Consider the following 16,605-nt stretch of genomic DNA (forward strand, 5'->3'; position numbering starts at 1 on the left):
GGACAGCCGTGACGGACAGCAAAACGAAGCGTTGGGTCGTCGGCACGGTGCTCAGCACCGCGGCGTCATATTTTGGCGGATACCTGTTCGAGAGCCCGCTTGTGGGCCTCTCCTGCCTCGTCGCCATCGGCTTGCTGTTCGCCGGCGGCAGCATCGTCCTTAGCCGCTATGAGGCATCGGGACAGCGTCAGTCGCGGCCGGTCAAGCTTAACTGACCCGCCGCCGTTCGAGGTCGTCGGCGCCCCCGGCCTTCGTTAATCGAATCCTTGGTTGTTTTCCCCGAAATCCATCTCCCGTTTGCTGCCGTTCTGCACTCTCCCCGTGTAAGTTGGCGCGATGCTCGATCCGACCGAACTCAATCGGCTGAACCTGATGCGCCTGACCGAAGGCGAGCGCCAGCGCGTGTCCGCGGCACTCGCCTCAGCAGCATCGATGGAACAGCTAGTGGCCTATATCCGCGCGCATCTGTCTTGGTATCCCTTCGTGAGCCCGGATCTGGCGCAGTCCCTGTTCGATTTTGGCCGCGACATGCGCGTGGTCGTCGACGGCGGCGTTAATCGAGGACTGAAGTTTCCGCTCTATGGCGACGAGCTTCCTGTTCGGACCTACCTGCTTTTCCTTGCCGGGTTTCTCGGATGCTCCAGGGAGTTCGCCGATCAGATCCGCCGCCAGCCGCTCGATCTCCTGAGCGCGTTGACATCACGGTTCTCCTTTGAACGCGCCCACATGCATTCGGCGACCCTGGAGGCAGCCGAATGAGCCGAGCTGCAGGGATGCTCGTGTTTTTGCTGCTGACCGGCAGCTCGCCGGCTGCCCTTGCCGGCCCGGCCGCTGTCCCTTCACCTGTTAACGGGATGGTTGGTACGCTTGCCTGCCGACTGTCCGATGCGGTTGCGGCGTATGCGATGTTCGGAAGCCCCAATCCGCTGCTCTGTGACTTCAAGCCGACTGGCGGTTTTGTCGCCACGCGACTGCCAATGAGGATCGTGGCCCAGGTCGAAGGGGCCCCCACGGAGCGTGGGACCGTCGCAGTCTGGAAGGTGATCGGCGCCGGCGCGGATCCGGCGAAACTTGCCGGCGAGTATGCGCTCGATCAAGACGGGCAACTCGCGAACGGAAAGATGACCCTGGTGCCAGCGGACGATGCGCTCGTGCCGGACGCGATGGCCACAATGCCTCCGGCACCACCCGGCGCCCGCAATGTGGCCATCTGGATCGCCGAGATGCGACTTTGACGAGGCAGTACGTCGTCAGCCTTGCCGAACTCGCTGTCGAGGACCTGCGTTCACGAGGGATACTTGCGCGCAAGGTCTTGTCGGTCTTCCATGGCGTTCAAAACACGCGAGAGCTCGAGCCGCTTGGCGCCTATGAGCTCCTGGATGCGATCGCTCAGCTCGCGAGTCTAAAGGATCGCGGGCTTATTGAGATCAGCTTTCCGTCCGAACCGCTTGATCCGTCCGATACGACGTCACGTCCGGTCTTCCTGGCACCCCTCTCTCGAGAAGAGGACTACGAAGACGAACAGGACGATCTTGTGCTTTACGACACCGACTGATTGTCGTTGAGTCGGAGGCGTTGCGCGATCCTCCGCGGGAACGGGATCACCTGGCAGCCGCCGGCGGGTTGAGAGTGGGGTTTCACCAACGCCTGATAGCCAAGAACCTCAAACTCGACGGTCTCCCGGGACGGCCAGCTAAAAAGATCGAATCTAACCAGTCGATATCCCGCCTGAAGCAGCGAGAGATCGCGTTCCCGGTCCCGAGCGATAGCCACCCCGCGATCATCGAGCTCGACCAATGCGATCACTTGGCCGGTTTGGTCGTCCTGCACGAGGAAATCGACAAAGTTGCGCGAGAGGTGGTGCCGCAGTGCGGTAAAATCATCGAGGAGGACGCTTAAGGCGACCTTTGCCTGTATGTGATACCCCGGGAGAGCGGTCTCGAGCAGGCGAGCAAACTCAAGCTCATGCGGACACATAAAAGTGCTTGGCGGCTTCGCCCCCAAGGCGGCCTTTCTTCGCTTCCGCTGCAGGGCGAAATGGATCGCGGACCAGCTCCAAAGACCCACGGTTCCGACTAAAACGGCAACAGGAAATCCTTGAATTAATAACATCTCCGCCGAATTGACCAAGCTCGGCAGTTCCGGCCGGATCGCAGACGTCGTCATCATGGCGCTGGCCCTTTCCCGACAACCGAGAAAGATGACGCTATGCGAGGTAATTTGTTCCGCGGCTCGCCGGCTGCTCAGGTTCTCATCAGATCATGGGCGCGACGCTTCGACCTCATGAGAGTTGCATGATCGAATTTCGCCCGCTGCTGTTCCTGGCTCACGCTTAAGCGGTCCAACCGAGCCCAGCGAGCCTTCGACGCCTCGGTTTCTGGGTGTCTCCTCGGCAATGTCCCTGAGGATTGCCACCAGAAGTTTGGCATTGACGACACCTTCGATTGGCTCCTTGAACCGAACTTTCCCCGTCGCGACAACCAAACCTCGGACATCGGCGCCTGGAGAATATCGCTCCACTGCCTTCATGTGCAGCCTGTTCTGATGCAGTGGATTTTGGATTCTCAATTCTCCGCCATCGAAGCCGTATTTCGTCCAGATCCGAAACTGCCGCCCACCATAGATCGTTCCGTTCCACGCCTTTACTTCGACGCACACAAGCGTTCCGCCGGCCGCCACCAAGTGGTCGATCTGAGTTGACCGCCCGTCGACTTGAAGGACGATGTCATGGAGAAACTTGAAGCCCGATCGGCACAGCTCGCGGCTCACCGCTTTTTCGCCCTCGTCGCCGATTTCTTTGGCGCGACGGAAGCCACCCTCATCCTGGTTCCTCCCGTCGGCACGCCCCGGACGAAACGGAATAACCGTATTCTGCTGATCGATTCTGCCCGCAAGCCCTCCTGTTTGCTTGACAAACCAGGCGAAGAGCAAGATGGCCAGAAGGAGAGGCAAGAACATCGAGAACAATAGCTTCAGCGCTCCGAGAAGAGCTGGAAGAAGCATTTGCCCCAATAAATCCGGTGAGTGTGCCATTGTTTGAAGTCCAAAGATCACGTTATTGAATCCTTGATCGATATCTTAGGTCTGTCGTAGCGCAAGCCTTGCCTCTAGCTCACTTTGATTGAATGCTGTCCCTCAACCCGGAAACCGGATTTGGAAATGGACCTCTTCAAGATCCCGACGATCGCGATAATCGGCACCGCCGGCCGGCGCGAGGATGGCGCGCGTCTGAAGCCCGATTCCTTCGATCGTATGTATGATGCTGCGGTCGCAACAATCACCGAATGGGGGATCAAGGGAGCAGTCTCAGGCGGCGCCGCCTGGGCAGACCACATTGCAGTGAAGGCATATCTCGATGGCGTGGTCAGCCAGTTGCACCTTCATTTCCCCTCTCCCTTCACCGCACGCCGGTTCGTCGGAAAGCAATATGGAGAGGTCGCGAACTTCTACCACGACAAATTCATGGCCGTTCGGGGTGTCGATTCTTATCTTGAATTGGAGTCCGCGATCGCGAAGGGGGCGACCGTGACGGTCGGCCGCGGGTTCAAGCCGCGCAATCTCGCGATCGGCCGCGACGCCACTCATATGCTGGCCTTTACCTTCGGAGCCGGTCAATCAGCCGTCCTCGACAGTCTTCCGGATGATGTTGGCTACCGCGATGCAATTGCGGGAGGCCTAAAGGATGGCGGCACCGCACATTGTTGGAGTGCGGCTAGAGGACCTGGCGTCAAAAGGCATGTCGATCTCGGGCTGCTTCTGGCGCCTATTCTGACGCCGACGCCGTAGCCGCGTTCCGTCGGACGGCATCATTCTATGGGTGAACTGGGTGAGGGCTCCAGACCCGATGTATGGGCTTGGCGTCCGCAACGCGTATCGCCGCCCGCGCGATATTCCGTACAGCCCGCACGTCGCCTATGCCAATTCGGGGTGGGAGGGCATGGACGACTGGCTCGGCGGCGATCTGACGGCCGAGATCGACGCGCCTTCGTTCCGGTAGTCCGTCCCGCGAAGGCGCAGGTCACAGCCCCTGTGACAGTCCGTCAAGCACGGCGCTGCGGCTGCCGTGCGACCTTGAACGCATCCTTCATCAGCTCCTAGATGGTGCCCGGCTTGACCTGTGAGTGCGTCTCGGAGGAGAGGAAGACGCGGCCCGTCGGCTCGAAGCCAGGGGTTATCACAAAATTACTTGAGTAATTGCCGTTTTACTCCCGAATTTCGTCTGCCAAACCTGCGCGCAAGTTCAAATGGAGGACGGAATGAAGAGGTCAAGTGGAAGCGTGCGGGGGGCGGCTCCGGCGCTGCTAATGAAGAAGGCAGGCGCCCCACTGCCAGATTGCAGAGAATGGTCGCTCGACGATATCGACCGGCATTGCGAAGGACTGAAAGAGAAGATGTTGGCAGCTGTGACGGAGGCGATCGCCTCCGGATTGGAGGAAGCCCACGTCCGCTTCGCCGTTCAAGTCGTTAGCGGACAGAAGGACCCGCTCACAATGTACGTCGAGCTCCCTGGCATGTGCCCGGCCGGCGATGATTATCCCCCTGTGCGACTGAAGTTCTCGCTTAAGGACGCCGCTACCGCTTTGATGAAGCCGCTGGGACATGCGCCGGTGGACGCGCACAATCTTTTGCGGGTGCGCAACGCCTTCGCCAGGCTAACCGGAATGTTCGACAAGAAACTCAAGGAGATCTCGCAAGATCAAAATCTCAGCAGCACGATTGCTGGCGCTCCGTAGGGGAATCGAATCCATTGAGAGGGCCAACCAGTTCAGGTCCAGCCCTTCGTGGTCTTTCTTCCAGGCGAGCACGAGCATGACGGCCCTCGGCGCTGAAGTTCACCATTTGAATCCTTGACCTGCAGTTAGTCTGGTGTAACTTGAAATGACCGGTAGCCGTGGACTGCCGGACCGCCCACGCTCGGTGAAGCCTCACTGCATCCGCAAAGGGATACGGCCCTCGGGCCGACCTTTCCAAGGCATGGATCGCTTCGCGATCTTGCGTCGAGTGGGCCGACGGAAAAGATCGCTGGAGGCGAGACATGCAGACTATTCTGCAATCGACCGGCCATGCGAAATCGCTGGCCAAATCCTTGCGACGCTCTCTCGCCAAGGAGGGGTGCGAGCTCAAGCTCACGGCCGCGCAGAACGCGGTCGCGCGCATGTTCGGCTACGCCGACCACCGCGCGCTGTGCGCGAGCGTAGGTAAGGGAGAACCGGACCCCTACGAGGACGAGATGGAGGCGGATCGGGTCGGGGAGCGGCGCGCGACGTTCGCTTCGCGCTTGGCTGCCGCTCTTGGCGTACCGCCCGCCAAGGGTATGGCCCTAGTGGTGGAGATCGGGCCGCTCTGCCGCGACCGCCAAGGGTACGACGACTGGCGCATGCGCCGCCAGTCGTACTTCTCGGCAAATCCTCTCGGCGATCTGATTGATTGGGCCGATTTCGCCCTGTGGACACCCGGGCTCGGGAGCTCCCGCGTGCCCGGTGATGTCCTGCTGGACGACCTATCGAAGATCGAGGCCGATCCCGCGGTGTTCGGGCCGAAGGCCTATACCGTCGATGTCGCCTTCGGAAAGGAGGTCGTGCCAGAGTTCGTTGATCAGCCGAAGGCGATCGCGGAAAAGTTCGAATTCGGCATCGAATACGTCTACGCCAAGATCGCGATGGGCGACCGCGTGTTGGGTTGGCTGCAGGGCGTCGTGGCGGACATGGGCGCGGCGAAAGACCGCCGCGATCTCGACCGTGCCGCCGACCTGCTCGACGGTCCGATGGTGGCGCGCGCGGGCGAGCTGTTCGAACGCCGGATCGCGCTGGAGGCGACCCATTTCGCCGGCACCTTCCGTAAGGTGTTCGTCGTCGCGGCACTGGTCCGGCACCCGACCATGACGATCCCGGGCGCCGGCGCCGCGCTGTTCTCGGTGGCGGCGAATGCCGTCGCTGCACGGCACGAGGGGCCGCTCTCGGTGGTGCTGAACGCGACGCCGCCGCAGTACGACTTCGCTCCGGATTTTCCCCCTTCGTTCGGGATCTCCGACGCCGACGAGCGGACGATGCGGTCGACAGGGCGCGCGGCCGCAGCGCGCGCCCTGCGCGAATTCATGCTCGGGCTGCCGCTTCCTGTCACGATGGAGCACGATGTCGAGGCCTTCGATCTCGATTTTCCGTACCGCTGCGCTGTGCCGTCCGAATACGGCCCGGTCCATCCGACCGACGATCCCGGGGGGGTCTTCCACGTGCACGACGAGAAGGGCGATGACCGAGGTCGCGCGCGGGCGCTGTTCGCAGCCGCGCCGGATCCCGCCGTCGAGGCCCTCCTCGTCGGCAAGGACGCGTCTCCACATGGTTTTGATCCCGAAGTCGCGGCTGCGCGGGACAGGATCGTACGGCCGCATCCGGCGCTATGGGAGCGGATGCCCCGCACGGTTATTCGGATCGAAATTGAGCGTCGTTCCGAGCATCGCCAGTGGAACAGGGTGCGATGGGGAATGATGGGCTCGCAGGCCATTAGGGACGCCTTTCTGCGGCGCGACGGGTCCCTGCGGGCGGGCGTGACGGACACCATCACTTTCGTGTTTGAGAATGGCACGCAGGCGAGCGTGCCGGACCGACAGATCGCGAACGGCGACTTCGGCGATGTGGTCGGCGGCGCGTTTACGGACAAGGCCGGCGATCCGCTGCGGCGCAATCCGTACACGGCCGAGATGTCGATCGGCGATCTGTGGTCGATGCTGACCGCCAATGCCGTGTTGCTCTACTCCGGAGGCGATCCCGTGCCGTTCCGCGATAACCGCATCGTGCTGACCAGGCCGAAGACGGCCGGATCCGGGGTGCCTTCGGAAAAGGGACCTCAATGGCTTACCTTGCCGCAGTTGGCGCTGGGCATCGGCGTCGTCGGGACGGACCCCAGGCTCCAGGCACTTGCAGCGGAGGCGATTGCCAGCCTGAGCGGCGATGAGCCCCTGGTTGTCGGCCGACGTCTTGCCGCGGCCATGATCACTTCTTCCGGCGACGTGCTCCGTTTCGATACGAGCACACTCGAAGAGTACGTCGCCGGCGACCCCGGGGCACGGGAATGAAGCCATTACCCTCGGCAGTTGTCCGCCAGCAGCCTCCTCAGCCAAGGTCGGAGCTTCTTCGGGGCACTCTTGCGCACCTCGGCCCCACGCAAGCAAGGCCGCATCGGCAGCTAGTCTTTCCTGCCTCGGTGCGGAGCATCGAGGGGACGACGCGGTCCCCGTCTCGCTTTACCTGCCGTCCCCTCCTGCGCGCGTGCGGGCTTTCAACATGACCTCGCCCGGCACGCCTGCCTGGTCTTTTTCTGGGGGGTCGCGGGACCAATCGGCGCAGGCGTCGTGGAATGCTCGCGCCATGGCCACACAGACCACGATTGCGGACGAGATGTCCGATGAAGCGAACGAAGACCGGCGGCGGATCGATGCCGGTCCAAATCTCCTGCTGATGAGGCGTATCCGGGCGGCCGGCGTCGCGACCACGGCTGAACTCGCCCGCAGGCTCGTGTTAGAGGGAACGCCGGTCCACCAGACTGTGCTGTCGCTGCTGTGCCGCGGAAAGCTTCCAGGACGCCGCCGCGACGGACTCTGGCACGACCACGCCCGTCATCTCGCCGATCTTCTCGGATGCGATCCCGAGGATTTGTTCGACGTCGCCCATCAGTGCCATCCCGATGATCCGATGCTGCGCGCTGACGTGCTCCGGCATTATGAAACCGAGCGCATTGCGGATGCCCAGGTTGAGAGCCCGGACGATGTGTGCGCGCGCAAGGAGCTGGAGTGCGCGATAGCGAACGCCCTCATGTCGCTCTCGCCGATGGAGGAGAGGGTAATCCGGAGTCGCTTCGGGATCGGTATCCTCGAGAAAACCTATATCGAGATCGGTGATGAGTTCTCGGTGTCGCTTGAACAGATCCGGCGGATCGAGGCCAAGGCGCTCCGGAAGCTGAAGCATCCGGCCAGGACTGGTCCACTGAAGGCAGCCGCCTGGGGATGGCTGCCGAAGGACGACGGGACGTTGTTTGCCAGCTCAAGCAGTTACTTTGCCCCCAAGAGACCTCCGGGGGACTGGGATGAGCCTTGGCCCTCCCCTGATCGTGGGCGACCTTTCTCCACCGGAAGGCGTGAGTTTTCGGCTGCTGAATTCCAAACTGCATTCCCGCGATCGCGTTTGAAGCAGGTTGTCATCGACGAGGTCTTGCGCGCCTCCGGTCCGCCTCCCGTGCGCCGGGCCAGCAAGTGAGGAGCCTGGGTATGTGTGAACGTTCTCCGTCCTCTAACCATGGCAGGTCGGCGCCGGTTTTGCGACGCTTGACGCACGAACTCTCGGACTGCATTATTTCGTCCGCGCATCTTCCGAATGCGAAGGGGTCGCTCCGAATCTTTCGGACCCCAGCCGCCCGGGCGGCTCGGCCTGCAGAACATACCGACCATGACGACTCCATCGCTCTTTTCGGCGAGGGTCGTTCCGCGCGACAGGTCCGACCCCAACCGGAAGAGAAAACATGCGTTTCCATCTGACGTCGCTCGACCGCGCTAAGCGCGTGGCTGATAAGCTAACCCGAATCCTTGATGAGACCCTCGACGTCGAGATCTCCCGCGCCGAGGCGCTCGAAGCGCTGGCGCGGATGCTCGGCTACGACGACTGGGCCGAACTGAAGGCGGTCACCGAACGCCACGACATGACGCCGTCCCCCTTCGACGAACGCCTCGAGCCAGCCGACCTCAGGGGCCGCCTAGCTGGCCAGGCTGAGGTGCTTGGGGACGAGTTCGACGTCGACGAAGGGCTTGCCGCGGAGATCGTCGCGATACTGAGAGCAACGGCCCATCCTGCTGGTCCTCATCGCGTGTTCGGCCCGTCGTCGCTGCCTCCGCCCGGAGCTCTCGAATATCGCGGACATGGGCCGGACGGTCCCATTGTCGACGGCCTGCCGCGTCCCGGTCGCGACTTCTTCATAGCTACGCAGGATGTCCCGGCGATGAAGCGAGACGACGACGCGGAACCGCGGTCCATCATCGCCAACACGAGCACCAAGATCTTCATGAGGCTCGACGAGCCTGGCTCGGCAGCCAATCTGGTTGTGGACTCCTTAACTTCATCGGACCCGAGCGATGCCGTCGGAGAACAGGCGTCGGTCGCGGCAGAAAGTCTTCGCGGTCTTGGCGTCGGCGAAGGTTTTGTCGCCTGGCACGATCGCTATTTCCGGACGAGTACATTTCGCGCGCCGGAAGGCGGCGAAGCGGTGGGGTCGGGATTGCGGACCAATCATTTTCTTCGGCTCCCGCAACGGGAGGACGACGGTTCGCCGCCGCCGGCCGAGATGACCGCCGACGTCTTCATGATCCGCGCCGAAGGCGAACGAGAGGGGCGGCTCATGGTCGGAGATCCAAAGCCGCGCTCCTCGTTTGGACCGGTGGACGGGCCGCTGACGCATCAGCCGCGAGGGCTCGACCACGTCCGCGCCATCACGCAATCGCTGATGGCCGGTTTGCCGCGAGATCTGGCTACGCTCCCGGAATGGCTGTCGGAGGATCCCGGATTCAACGCCGGACTTTCCTTCCTGCGGAAGTTGAACGGCCTTCCCAAAAACAGTGTCTCGGGCCGAGCGCAGAGACCCACCGTTCGCACGGGTGCCTCCTGCGTCTTCGGTGACGTCGAGGTCGATCGCGACGGGCACTCCATCCGCGTATCGGCACGAATGAAGACCGGTGAGGACACTATGGAGTTCAAGGTAGAGATTGACGGAAACCGGCACTTTCCCCGCATCCATGCCTATGGCGGCTGCGACTTGGCGAGCTACGGCTTTGACGATACCGAGATGGCCGGCGAGACCGCGTTCGAATGGAGCTTCCTGCGCACGTTACGCATCTGCGGGCTCTACGAGCCGTCGGGGACGAAGGACCCGTTCGGACTGGCGCGCTTCAGCCATGGACCTGACGATCTCGGTGAAGCCACGGATATCTGGCGCACCAAGCTCGCCGAAGCCGGCGTCGACACCTTGAGACCGCTGGTTGATGCGGCCGCCATCGACGCCCTGCTGCTCTGTTCAGAGGCGCCGTTTCGTGACGAACGAGCCTATCATCTTGTGCGCGACATCCACCGGAATGCTGACGCCCGCAAGGCGCTCCTTACCTATCCCATGATCTTCAACGAGATCTGGAGTTCGCCGGAACTGTGGGACACCTCGACGTCGTTGCAGGGCCTGCGGCGCAGGCTGATCGAGACCGGTCTTTCGCTGAAGAACACGGATTACGGCGACTGGCTATCGTTGCCCCCGTTGCCGGAATGGCTGGTCGACTGGCTTTCGTGCCGGACCTACCGACCAGGGCCGCGGAACATGCACTCGTACAGCCGCCACGTCCGCGATGCCGTCGTGATGCTCTCGGTACTGGGCCCGGACTTCGCACCGGCGACGGAGGCGGATTGGCAGGCCATGAAGATGCTCGTCGAAGCCGTGGATTCTGTCCGTGACCCCGATCGGCGATGCATGGCATGACCGCGTACCGGCCGCGTTCTGGCGAGATCTGTTCCACGGCGCTGAAGGCGGCTGGCGTGACTACGCCGAGACAACGGTACCGTCGATGCGGGCGCGCGATGCCGCGGACGCGGTACGGCAGAAGGTCGTCGATCCCGCGCTACGCGAAGCCGGAATCGATGCGCATCGCTGGTACCCCGTTCCGAACCATCCGGAGCCGGATGACGTCCTCCGGGCCCTTCTTCCCGCGCTTGGACGCCGTCCGATGGCGGAGTTCCTCACTGGTGGCAAGCTACCAGGTGCGAAAGGCCTCTGACCGTCCGGCGCAGAGCCTTCAGTGGGGCTCCAATCGATTCCTTGATCGATCTTCTTGAGAACTGCCGCTGAGGATTCTGTGGATAAACCGAACTGGTCTCGCGGGCTGGTTGTAGCCCTGTGCATCTCGGCTCTCTGCACGGGCCGGTTGCACAGGGGAATTGATTTCTCCTCATAACGAGTCCTTGATTGATCGATGACCAAGACGCCGGAAGAAAAAATGATCGGAATCTTCAAGTCCCGCAGGCTAGCGACCGGCCCGGACGGATCGCTCACGCTCCTTTCGATGGAGACCAACGTTTCCGAAAATCTCACGCGATGGTGGTCTATGACGACTTCTGGCGCGCGCGATATTCGATTCCACTCCGGAGAGGTCGCCCATGACGGCCATGAGGAGGTCGGCCTTCAGACCTTGTCGTGCGGTATGGCGGCGATAGCCTCCGACCCGAAGGGCGGGGATATGTCCGTTGCCGCCCGGTGCGTCGCAGAACTATTCGAGCAGCCGGAGGCACCGGAGTTCGTCCGGTTCTTCTCCGTATGCGGGGCCGCAACCCTCTTGGCAGCGAACCTCGGACGGCTCGGTACCGACCTTGCCGAGCTGGATAAGCTTTGCGGTCGGAAGCAGATCGACCGCCTCCTCGTCAGCTGGCCATTCCTGCTCGCCCCTCTTCTGGCCAAGGACTTCTCGTTCGAGCCAGGTCTGCCCTTGGATGCCGGTCTGAACGCATCCCAAGCGAGGGTCCATGCAGCCCTCGCAAAGGTTGTCTCGAACTGCGATTCCTTGCCCGAACTCGCCGAGAACCTCACGAAACTCGTGAGGTCGCAAGACGACCTGGTTGCAGCAACGATCGCTCAGCATTGTGAGGTGCTCGCGGCATTCGATCCGCCAGGCGCCGAAGAAGACGATGCCGGACCTGTCCGAAGCCCCGCCGCCGCACAGCGCAAATCCGATCTCACCGTGCTCGACCCGGAACGCATCGCGATCCTTCTGAAGCGGATGCGAAGCGTGCCGGCGTTCGCTGCGCCGGCCGGACAGTCGCTCAAGGAAATCTTGTCGTTTGCCAGCGCCGTCCCGCCCGATTGGTTGCCGTCGAACGCCGGCTCCTATGATGCATTCTCCGCGGTCGCCCGGAGCCTCAGCGCACTCGTGTCCGATTCAGATGGAACGCTCGAGCTTGCCGTGCTTGCAGCTTCTTCCAAAGGGCGATGGGCCGAATTCCACGACCGCATCAAGGCGGCGTCTCCCCATGCCGCGGTTTCCGACGTGAAGGACATGGTGAAGGCATTCCGCCGGCAAATCGTAGTGCCGGCAATCTTGTACTCCGCCACCTCTCCGTTCCTCGGCGGTGCGCACGACGACGTGCTCCAGCAGTTCGTTTGCCATACGGTCATGGATGAGAGCGACCCCAGCCTCGCCTTCCAGGAATCGCTTGATCGCGTGTCCTGGACGCTTTTGTTTGAGGGGAAGTCTGCACCGGCGGTGCTGGAGGCTTCCGATCGTTGGCATCTGGTTTCGGCGCGCATGGACAGTGCCATCGGTACGCTGTCTCAGTTCGGCTGGCTCACTCCGTTTGATCGCGTCGAAATCGAGCCCGGTGTGGCCCTGGTGGCCATCAGCAATTCGCGGGAACTTGCACAGGAATCAAGCATCATGGGGCACTGCGTCGGTAGCTACGCAGAGGCCTGCCTTGAAGGAAGCTGCGTGATCGCCGCGATCCGTCGCAGGACCGCCGATGGAGACGAGATATCAACTTCGACCGTTCAGCTCAGCCGCTGGACTCCTGGGAGTAAATGGAGCCCCCTCGTGGTCCAGCACCGCGCCGCTGCCAATGGCGACCCCTGTGCAGACGATGTGCACGATCTCAATGAGGCACTTCGCCTCATCTGGGAGTGGGGCAGAATTCCTCTGGCCCGCCGGCAAGGTCGCTCGGAGGCCCCTCAATTCGACAACGGCAGGCGCGACGGCATCCTCACGGAAGCCGCGCGGCGATGTTTGATCGCTGCGGATATGGCCCGCACCGGCAGAGGGCTCGCGATAGTGGAGAGGATAGCGAAGCTTCGCCGCCGTCTGCCGGTGCACGACGACATCCGGCTGTCCCGAGGTGACCGAGCAACACAAGCCGCCCAATATAACTGGGCGAAGACCGAGCAGATCGATGCTGCGTTCTCCCAATGGCGGCCTTTCATGTCCCGCGACACACTCGCGATGGGTCCGGCGCGGTTTTGCGAGCACCTGGACCGGATCGCTGGGGATGGATTGTCGGCCCGCCTGCGTTCTGTGGTCGCGGCCGAACTGGCAGCTCATCCGCGGCCGTCTCTACCGGAGCTCTTCACGACGGCACTGCGCGTGGTCGTCGGCAGGTTCTGTCCGCCCCTCCGGGATTTCCTGGCCTATCCTCCACGTGCCTTTGACCGAGTGGCTAAAACCATGACCGTTGTGGCGGCAACCTTGTTTGTCATTCACGCGTGGGCTCAACAGCCGCCGCGTGCCGAAGCCGCGGTTGTGACGCAGCCTTTCGGAGAAGCGGCCGCCCCGCGCGCTCAGCCGCGCCCGCTGCTGGCGCCCGTTTCCAATGCGCCATCGCCTGAGGACGCTGTTCTGGTCGAGCGACTTTGGTCTTTGGCGATGACCTCGGGACGGTATTGCGCGTCAGATGGACGGTTCTCCGACGTCGGCTATCCCTGCTACGCGTCCAGCGACCTCCTTGTTGTGGTCGATGCTGACAGGCTCTCGGTTTATCGCACGCAAAATGGCGTACCGATCGCATTTGTCTTCGGTGCCGCCGGCTCCGAAGCCGAAGGCTACCGTGTCGCTTGGCTGGCCGGCCGCGACTGGTCGTCTTGGATCGACGACCGTTTGGAAAACGGAAGGAATCCCTGATGCGCCTCGTGTTTTTCGTTCCGCTGGTCGCTGTGACGGCCGTCGTGCTCAGGCTGCTCTTTGCCCCGTCCACACCCGCGGCCGGCGTCAAGACCCCTGATCCGGTAATTCCGACGATTGTCCTGCGGCAGCCGTCGCCGTTGCCGGGTACCCTGTCTGCGGAGGTGTCACCGGCACCGTCGTCGGTGCTGAACATGTCGCCTGGAGCACATGCAGATACGTTCAGCAAACCGAAGCCGCCCGGGCCGCTGTTCCTGCTCGATGAGGCGGGCAAGGCCGTGTCGATCGCCGAACTGCCGGCGACACATTCGACGCCATTTACGCAGGCGGCGTCGCGTTACGGCCTTCCGACGGCTCGTCTGGAGATCAGGATGGCTGGCGCCAGACATCCTGAGACGGTGTCTCCGATGGAATGGAGCGTGGATGTCGACGGGAATATCCGGGAGACTACTCGAAAGGCTGCGGAAATCGTTCTGGAAGCAGCTATCATAGCGGTCTCGTTGCTCGCGGGTGCGGTCGTCAGCGGACTGATGCGGCTTGCAGAGGTCGGCCGCGCGCAGTGGCCGAGTGGACTCACTTTTGCTGCGGTATTTGCCGGCATCCAGGCGACTGCTGGACTACAGCTGGATGGAGTTCAGGTGCTGGTGTTGCTTGCGGTCGCGTCAATATGGTTGCCGATGCGAGCCAGGATCGGAGTGATGCTCGCCGGGCTATCTTTGACCGCCCTTGTCGAGGCCGCCACCACCGAGATTGTGCCGCCCCATGCGGCGCTCGCTGATCTTTACGGCCCGCTAGGCGTCATGGGATGGGATATAGCCTGGCTATTCGGACTCGGCGCGCTCGGATTGACGGCCGTACTTCTGCTGCGACCAGCACTATTTGCGCGATGATCGGCGCCGATATGCTGCCGGCCTGGTGCCAAGGCCCGGGCCCCCGCGACTCCTGGTCGCTAGAGCGACTGCGCAAGACAGTCGTCCTAAGCACGCTCGACAGTGGTCACGGAGCCGGGGCGACGGTCTTCTCGAGCTCAACTCGTGGCTTCATGGACAAAACCACGGTCTCGATCGACCGGTTGATTTCCTTCCGCTCGTCCCCAACGGGATATGGATTTCCCTTGTAGGTCTCGGGATCCACATAGCGATCCTCTTCCACGCCGTGGACGAGATAGTCAGAGACCGCGCCCTTCTCTCTCAAGCGATCAAAAACATAGCTTTCAAAAGCGCGGGCGAACATTTCGGTCGGACGCATCCAGTATTCTCCCGACTTGCCACAAAGCTTTCCGGCTTCGACCGAGTACGAACTTTTTCGGCTGCCGAATGAAGTGCAGTCCTGAGAGGCGAGCCGTTCGAGATGTGCCGACAGCGCACGCTTCCGGTCATTTTGGCTGGTGAGGTATTCGTTGATCTTGCGTACGTAGGGGAGATTGCGTGAGCCGACTGGCTTCGCCAATTCGGTAGCCCGAATCGCCGTGAATCTGTCAACTTCCACGGCGATGTGGCTGATCTTGGTGTTTGTCAGATCGATCGCTTCTTCCCGAGACAGGGCGACCGAGAAGAGTTTCTTGTCGATGACATCCCACGCATGTACCTGGTCTTCGTCCAGGTTTTTCAGCATGGACCTCACGTTTTGCACGCGATGATACCACCCACTCCCGCTGGCGACTGTGCGCGTCGGAGCATCGCGATCCACTTCGCCCGCCCAGTTGTCGAATGCATGGGCGTATTCGTGAGCCAGCGAGCCAGCCCCCTTGATGCGGGTGAGGTTAACGACCTTTCGCCCAGGCTCATAATGGGCCGCGTGCCTGCCGCCACCTCTCGCGCCGAATGCAACGGCAAGCGTGCCGTCAAGACTCATCCTTGATGGATCCCAGTCTAGGACGTCCGCGAGGTCATGGAAGGCGTCGTAGGCAAGATTCAGAACCTTCTGGCGCTCATCGTTCGGGAGCCAAAGTCCGAATTCGACACCGCGAAAGCCGAACGCTGAAATAAAGTCATCGGCCGAGACGTCTCTTCCCGCGCGCCGGTCGGGCAATCCGTTCCGTTCGAGCTGATCGAGATGCGGCCGATCTGGAACGACGAGATCTTTCGTTGTCTTCTGGACCTTGGGCTTGGCTCCTTCGTCCTGTAACCACTTCCACGCGGCGCTTTCTGTCTCGAAGACAGGCCCGGTCTGCAGTCCCTTCTTTGTCAGGATGAAACCATCGCCGCTGGCCGCAGGATAGATTTTGATCCCCTTACGCCACGCCGGTACTTTGCCCGGGAAGCCTTCTACCAGCATGTCCCTGACTTTCCGGGAATCGGCAGAGGCGATGGTAAACGGACAAGATCGCCCCTGGTAAACGGAATAGAAGGCCGCCTGGGCTGAAGCGTCGGTCTTGATGTTCCGAATGCCGTATTCGTCCACGATGTCGAAGTACGCATTCTTAACGTCCTCGAGATTGCGTGCCGACATCATCTTGTTGCGGACGGACGAGACCATCCGGACATATCCCTTGCGAGTTTCACTCGGGTCCGCGCTGTTCCTGAGCGGTCTTGGCTCCTTCGCCAACCGATCGCGGATGAGCTTCACATGGGCGGCGGTATCGGCGGGCATTCCGTTGGCGACGACCGCTTCCCAATCCGGCTGCGGCCACACGCTGTCCTTTTTTACGTGAAGGATGGCCTCGGCGTCCGTCATGCCGGCCAGGTCATCCAGGCTCATATGCCGCTCGCGCCAGTCCTTTCGCGCGCCGCCGATCTTCTCGCCAGCGTCGTCGATCAACTGTTCGCCTCGTACATTTTGCTCAGTGGTCATCACGTCATCATGGTCCATTGAAGCCAGGAAATCGATAAATCGCGCGCCGATCAACCTCTCGTTTCAGGCCCCGATGCCAGGGTTTCGGTTCGACCCGCTCTGGAATGTTCCGCGACCGAAGCTCCCGGCATTCA

General features: G+C 62.0%; 16 protein-coding genes. 13 read left to right on the forward strand and 3 right to left on the reverse strand.

Annotation, left to right across the window (positions count from 1 at the left end; all coding sequences use genetic code 11):
- Positions 1 to 8: 8 nt before the first annotated feature.
- The 4 genes from ACVIGB_RS04700 to ACVIGB_RS04715 all read left to right on the forward strand — a co-directional run bounded on the left by ACVIGB_RS04700 (position 9) and on the right by ACVIGB_RS04715 (position 1,555).
- Positions 9 to 215, forward strand: coding sequence for a hypothetical protein (locus ACVIGB_RS04700; RefSeq protein ID WP_456717893.1), 207 nt, complete (start codon positions 9 to 11; stop codon positions 213 to 215).
- Positions 216 to 336: 121 nt separating this feature from the next.
- Positions 337 to 759: a hypothetical protein gene (locus ACVIGB_RS04705; RefSeq protein WP_456717892.1), complete on the forward strand. Its 423-nt coding sequence runs from the start codon at positions 337 to 339 to the stop codon at positions 757 to 759.
- On the forward strand, positions 756 to 1,235 hold the full coding sequence (locus tag ACVIGB_RS04710) for a hypothetical protein (protein WP_456717891.1): 480 nt from the start codon (positions 756 to 758) through the stop codon (positions 1,233 to 1,235). Before ACVIGB_RS04705 ends, ACVIGB_RS04710 begins: the two co-directional genes overlap by 4 nt.
- Complete coding sequence (locus tag ACVIGB_RS04715; RefSeq protein WP_456717890.1) at positions 1,232 to 1,555, forward strand: hypothetical protein; 324 nt, start codon at positions 1,232 to 1,234, stop codon at positions 1,553 to 1,555. The genes ACVIGB_RS04710 and ACVIGB_RS04715 overlap by 4 nt, the downstream gene beginning before the upstream one ends.
- Here ACVIGB_RS04715 and ACVIGB_RS04720 read toward each other — a convergent pair.
- Positions 1,540 to 2,169 carry a hypothetical protein gene (locus tag ACVIGB_RS04720; RefSeq protein ID WP_456717889.1) on the reverse strand — a complete coding sequence of 210 codons (630 nt, stop codon included), beginning with the start codon at positions 2,167 to 2,169 and terminating at the stop codon, positions 1,540 to 1,542. The genes ACVIGB_RS04715 and ACVIGB_RS04720 overlap by 16 nt on opposite strands.
- Before the next feature lie 90 nt (positions 2,170 to 2,259).
- Complete coding sequence (locus ACVIGB_RS04725; RefSeq protein WP_456717888.1) at positions 2,260 to 3,033, reverse strand: nuclease-related domain-containing protein; 774 nt, start codon at positions 3,031 to 3,033, stop codon at positions 2,260 to 2,262.
- Between the two features lie 126 nt (positions 3,034 to 3,159).
- Between ACVIGB_RS04725 and ACVIGB_RS04730 the strand changes: the two genes are divergently transcribed.
- From ACVIGB_RS04730 to ACVIGB_RS04770, 9 genes are all read left to right on the forward strand, one after another.
- The gene (locus ACVIGB_RS04730) at positions 3,160 to 3,786 is read left to right on the forward strand and encodes a hypothetical protein (RefSeq protein ID WP_456717887.1); all 627 of its coding nucleotides are present in this window, start codon (positions 3,160 to 3,162) and stop codon (positions 3,784 to 3,786) included.
- 40 nt (positions 3,787 to 3,826) lie between these two features.
- On the forward strand, positions 3,827 to 3,997 hold the full coding sequence (locus tag ACVIGB_RS04735; protein WP_456717886.1) for a hypothetical protein: 171 nt from the start codon (positions 3,827 to 3,829) through the stop codon (positions 3,995 to 3,997).
- 307 nt (positions 3,998 to 4,304) lie between these two features.
- A complete protein-coding gene (locus ACVIGB_RS04740) occupies positions 4,305 to 4,733 on the forward strand; it encodes a hypothetical protein (protein WP_456717885.1) in 429 nt (142 codons plus the stop codon).
- A 302-nt stretch (positions 4,734 to 5,035) separates the two neighbouring features.
- A complete protein-coding gene (locus ACVIGB_RS04745) occupies positions 5,036 to 7,072 on the forward strand; it encodes a glyoxalase superfamily protein (protein WP_456717884.1) in 2,037 nt (678 codons plus the stop codon).
- Between the two features lie 292 nt (positions 7,073 to 7,364).
- A complete protein-coding gene (locus tag ACVIGB_RS04750; protein ID WP_456717883.1) occupies positions 7,365 to 8,249 on the forward strand; it encodes a sigma factor-like helix-turn-helix DNA-binding protein in 885 nt (294 codons plus the stop codon).
- A 262-nt stretch (positions 8,250 to 8,511) separates the two neighbouring features.
- Positions 8,512 to 10,503, forward strand: coding sequence for a glyoxalase superfamily protein (locus tag ACVIGB_RS04755; protein WP_456749097.1), 1,992 nt, complete (start codon positions 8,512 to 8,514; stop codon positions 10,501 to 10,503).
- Positions 10,475 to 10,798 carry a hypothetical protein gene (locus ACVIGB_RS04760; RefSeq protein WP_456749098.1) on the forward strand — a complete coding sequence of 108 codons (324 nt, stop codon included), beginning with the start codon at positions 10,475 to 10,477 and terminating at the stop codon, positions 10,796 to 10,798. The genes ACVIGB_RS04755 and ACVIGB_RS04760 overlap by 29 nt, the downstream gene beginning before the upstream one ends.
- Before the next feature lie 195 nt (positions 10,799 to 10,993).
- Positions 10,994 to 13,678, forward strand: a complete 2,685-nt coding sequence (locus ACVIGB_RS04765; RefSeq protein ID WP_456717881.1) for a PcfJ domain-containing protein — start codon at positions 10,994 to 10,996, stop codon at positions 13,676 to 13,678.
- Positions 13,678 to 14,568, forward strand: coding sequence for a hypothetical protein (locus ACVIGB_RS04770; RefSeq protein ID WP_456717880.1), 891 nt, complete (start codon positions 13,678 to 13,680; stop codon positions 14,566 to 14,568). Before ACVIGB_RS04765 ends, ACVIGB_RS04770 begins: the two co-directional genes overlap by 1 nt.
- 106 nt (positions 14,569 to 14,674) lie before the next feature.
- On the opposite strand, the gene ACVIGB_RS04775 is transcribed toward ACVIGB_RS04770, so the two are convergent.
- Positions 14,675 to 16,525, reverse strand: coding sequence for an LPD1 domain-containing protein (locus tag ACVIGB_RS04775; RefSeq protein ID WP_456717879.1), 1,851 nt, complete (start codon positions 16,523 to 16,525; stop codon positions 14,675 to 14,677).
- Between the last annotated feature and the right edge of the window lie 80 nt (positions 16,526 to 16,605).

The sequence above is a fragment of the Bradyrhizobium sp. USDA 4341 genome (genome assembly GCF_054063755.1).

What these genes read in the sequence shown, in the direction of transcription:
- ACVIGB_RS04705 (WP_456717892.1), top strand. Translation starts at nt 337, where the DNA reads ATGCTCGATCCGACCGAACTCAATCGGCTGAACCTGATGCGCCTGACC.
- ACVIGB_RS04710 (WP_456717891.1), top strand. Translation starts at nt 756, where the DNA reads ATGAGCCGAGCTGCAGGGATGCTCGTGTTTTTGCTGCTGACCGGCAGC.
- ACVIGB_RS04720 (WP_456717889.1), bottom strand. Translation starts at nt 2,169, where the DNA reads ATGATGACGACGTCTGCGATCCGGCCGGAACTGCCGAGCTTGGTCAAT.
- ACVIGB_RS04725 (WP_456717888.1), bottom strand. Translation starts at nt 3,033, where the DNA reads ATGGCACACTCACCGGATTTATTGGGGCAAATGCTTCTTCCAGCTCTT.
- ACVIGB_RS04730 (WP_456717887.1), top strand. Translation starts at nt 3,160, where the DNA reads ATGGACCTCTTCAAGATCCCGACGATCGCGATAATCGGCACCGCCGGC.
- ACVIGB_RS04740 (WP_456717885.1), top strand. Translation starts at nt 4,305, where the DNA reads ATGAAGAAGGCAGGCGCCCCACTGCCAGATTGCAGAGAATGGTCGCTC.
- ACVIGB_RS04745 (WP_456717884.1), top strand. Translation starts at nt 5,036, where the DNA reads ATGCAGACTATTCTGCAATCGACCGGCCATGCGAAATCGCTGGCCAAA.
- ACVIGB_RS04750 (WP_456717883.1), top strand. Translation starts at nt 7,365, where the DNA reads ATGGCCACACAGACCACGATTGCGGACGAGATGTCCGATGAAGCGAAC.
- ACVIGB_RS04755 (WP_456749097.1), top strand. Translation starts at nt 8,512, where the DNA reads ATGCGTTTCCATCTGACGTCGCTCGACCGCGCTAAGCGCGTGGCTGAT.
- ACVIGB_RS04765 (WP_456717881.1), top strand. Translation starts at nt 10,994, where the DNA reads ATGACCAAGACGCCGGAAGAAAAAATGATCGGAATCTTCAAGTCCCGC.
- ACVIGB_RS04770 (WP_456717880.1), top strand. Translation starts at nt 13,678, where the DNA reads ATGCGCCTCGTGTTTTTCGTTCCGCTGGTCGCTGTGACGGCCGTCGTG.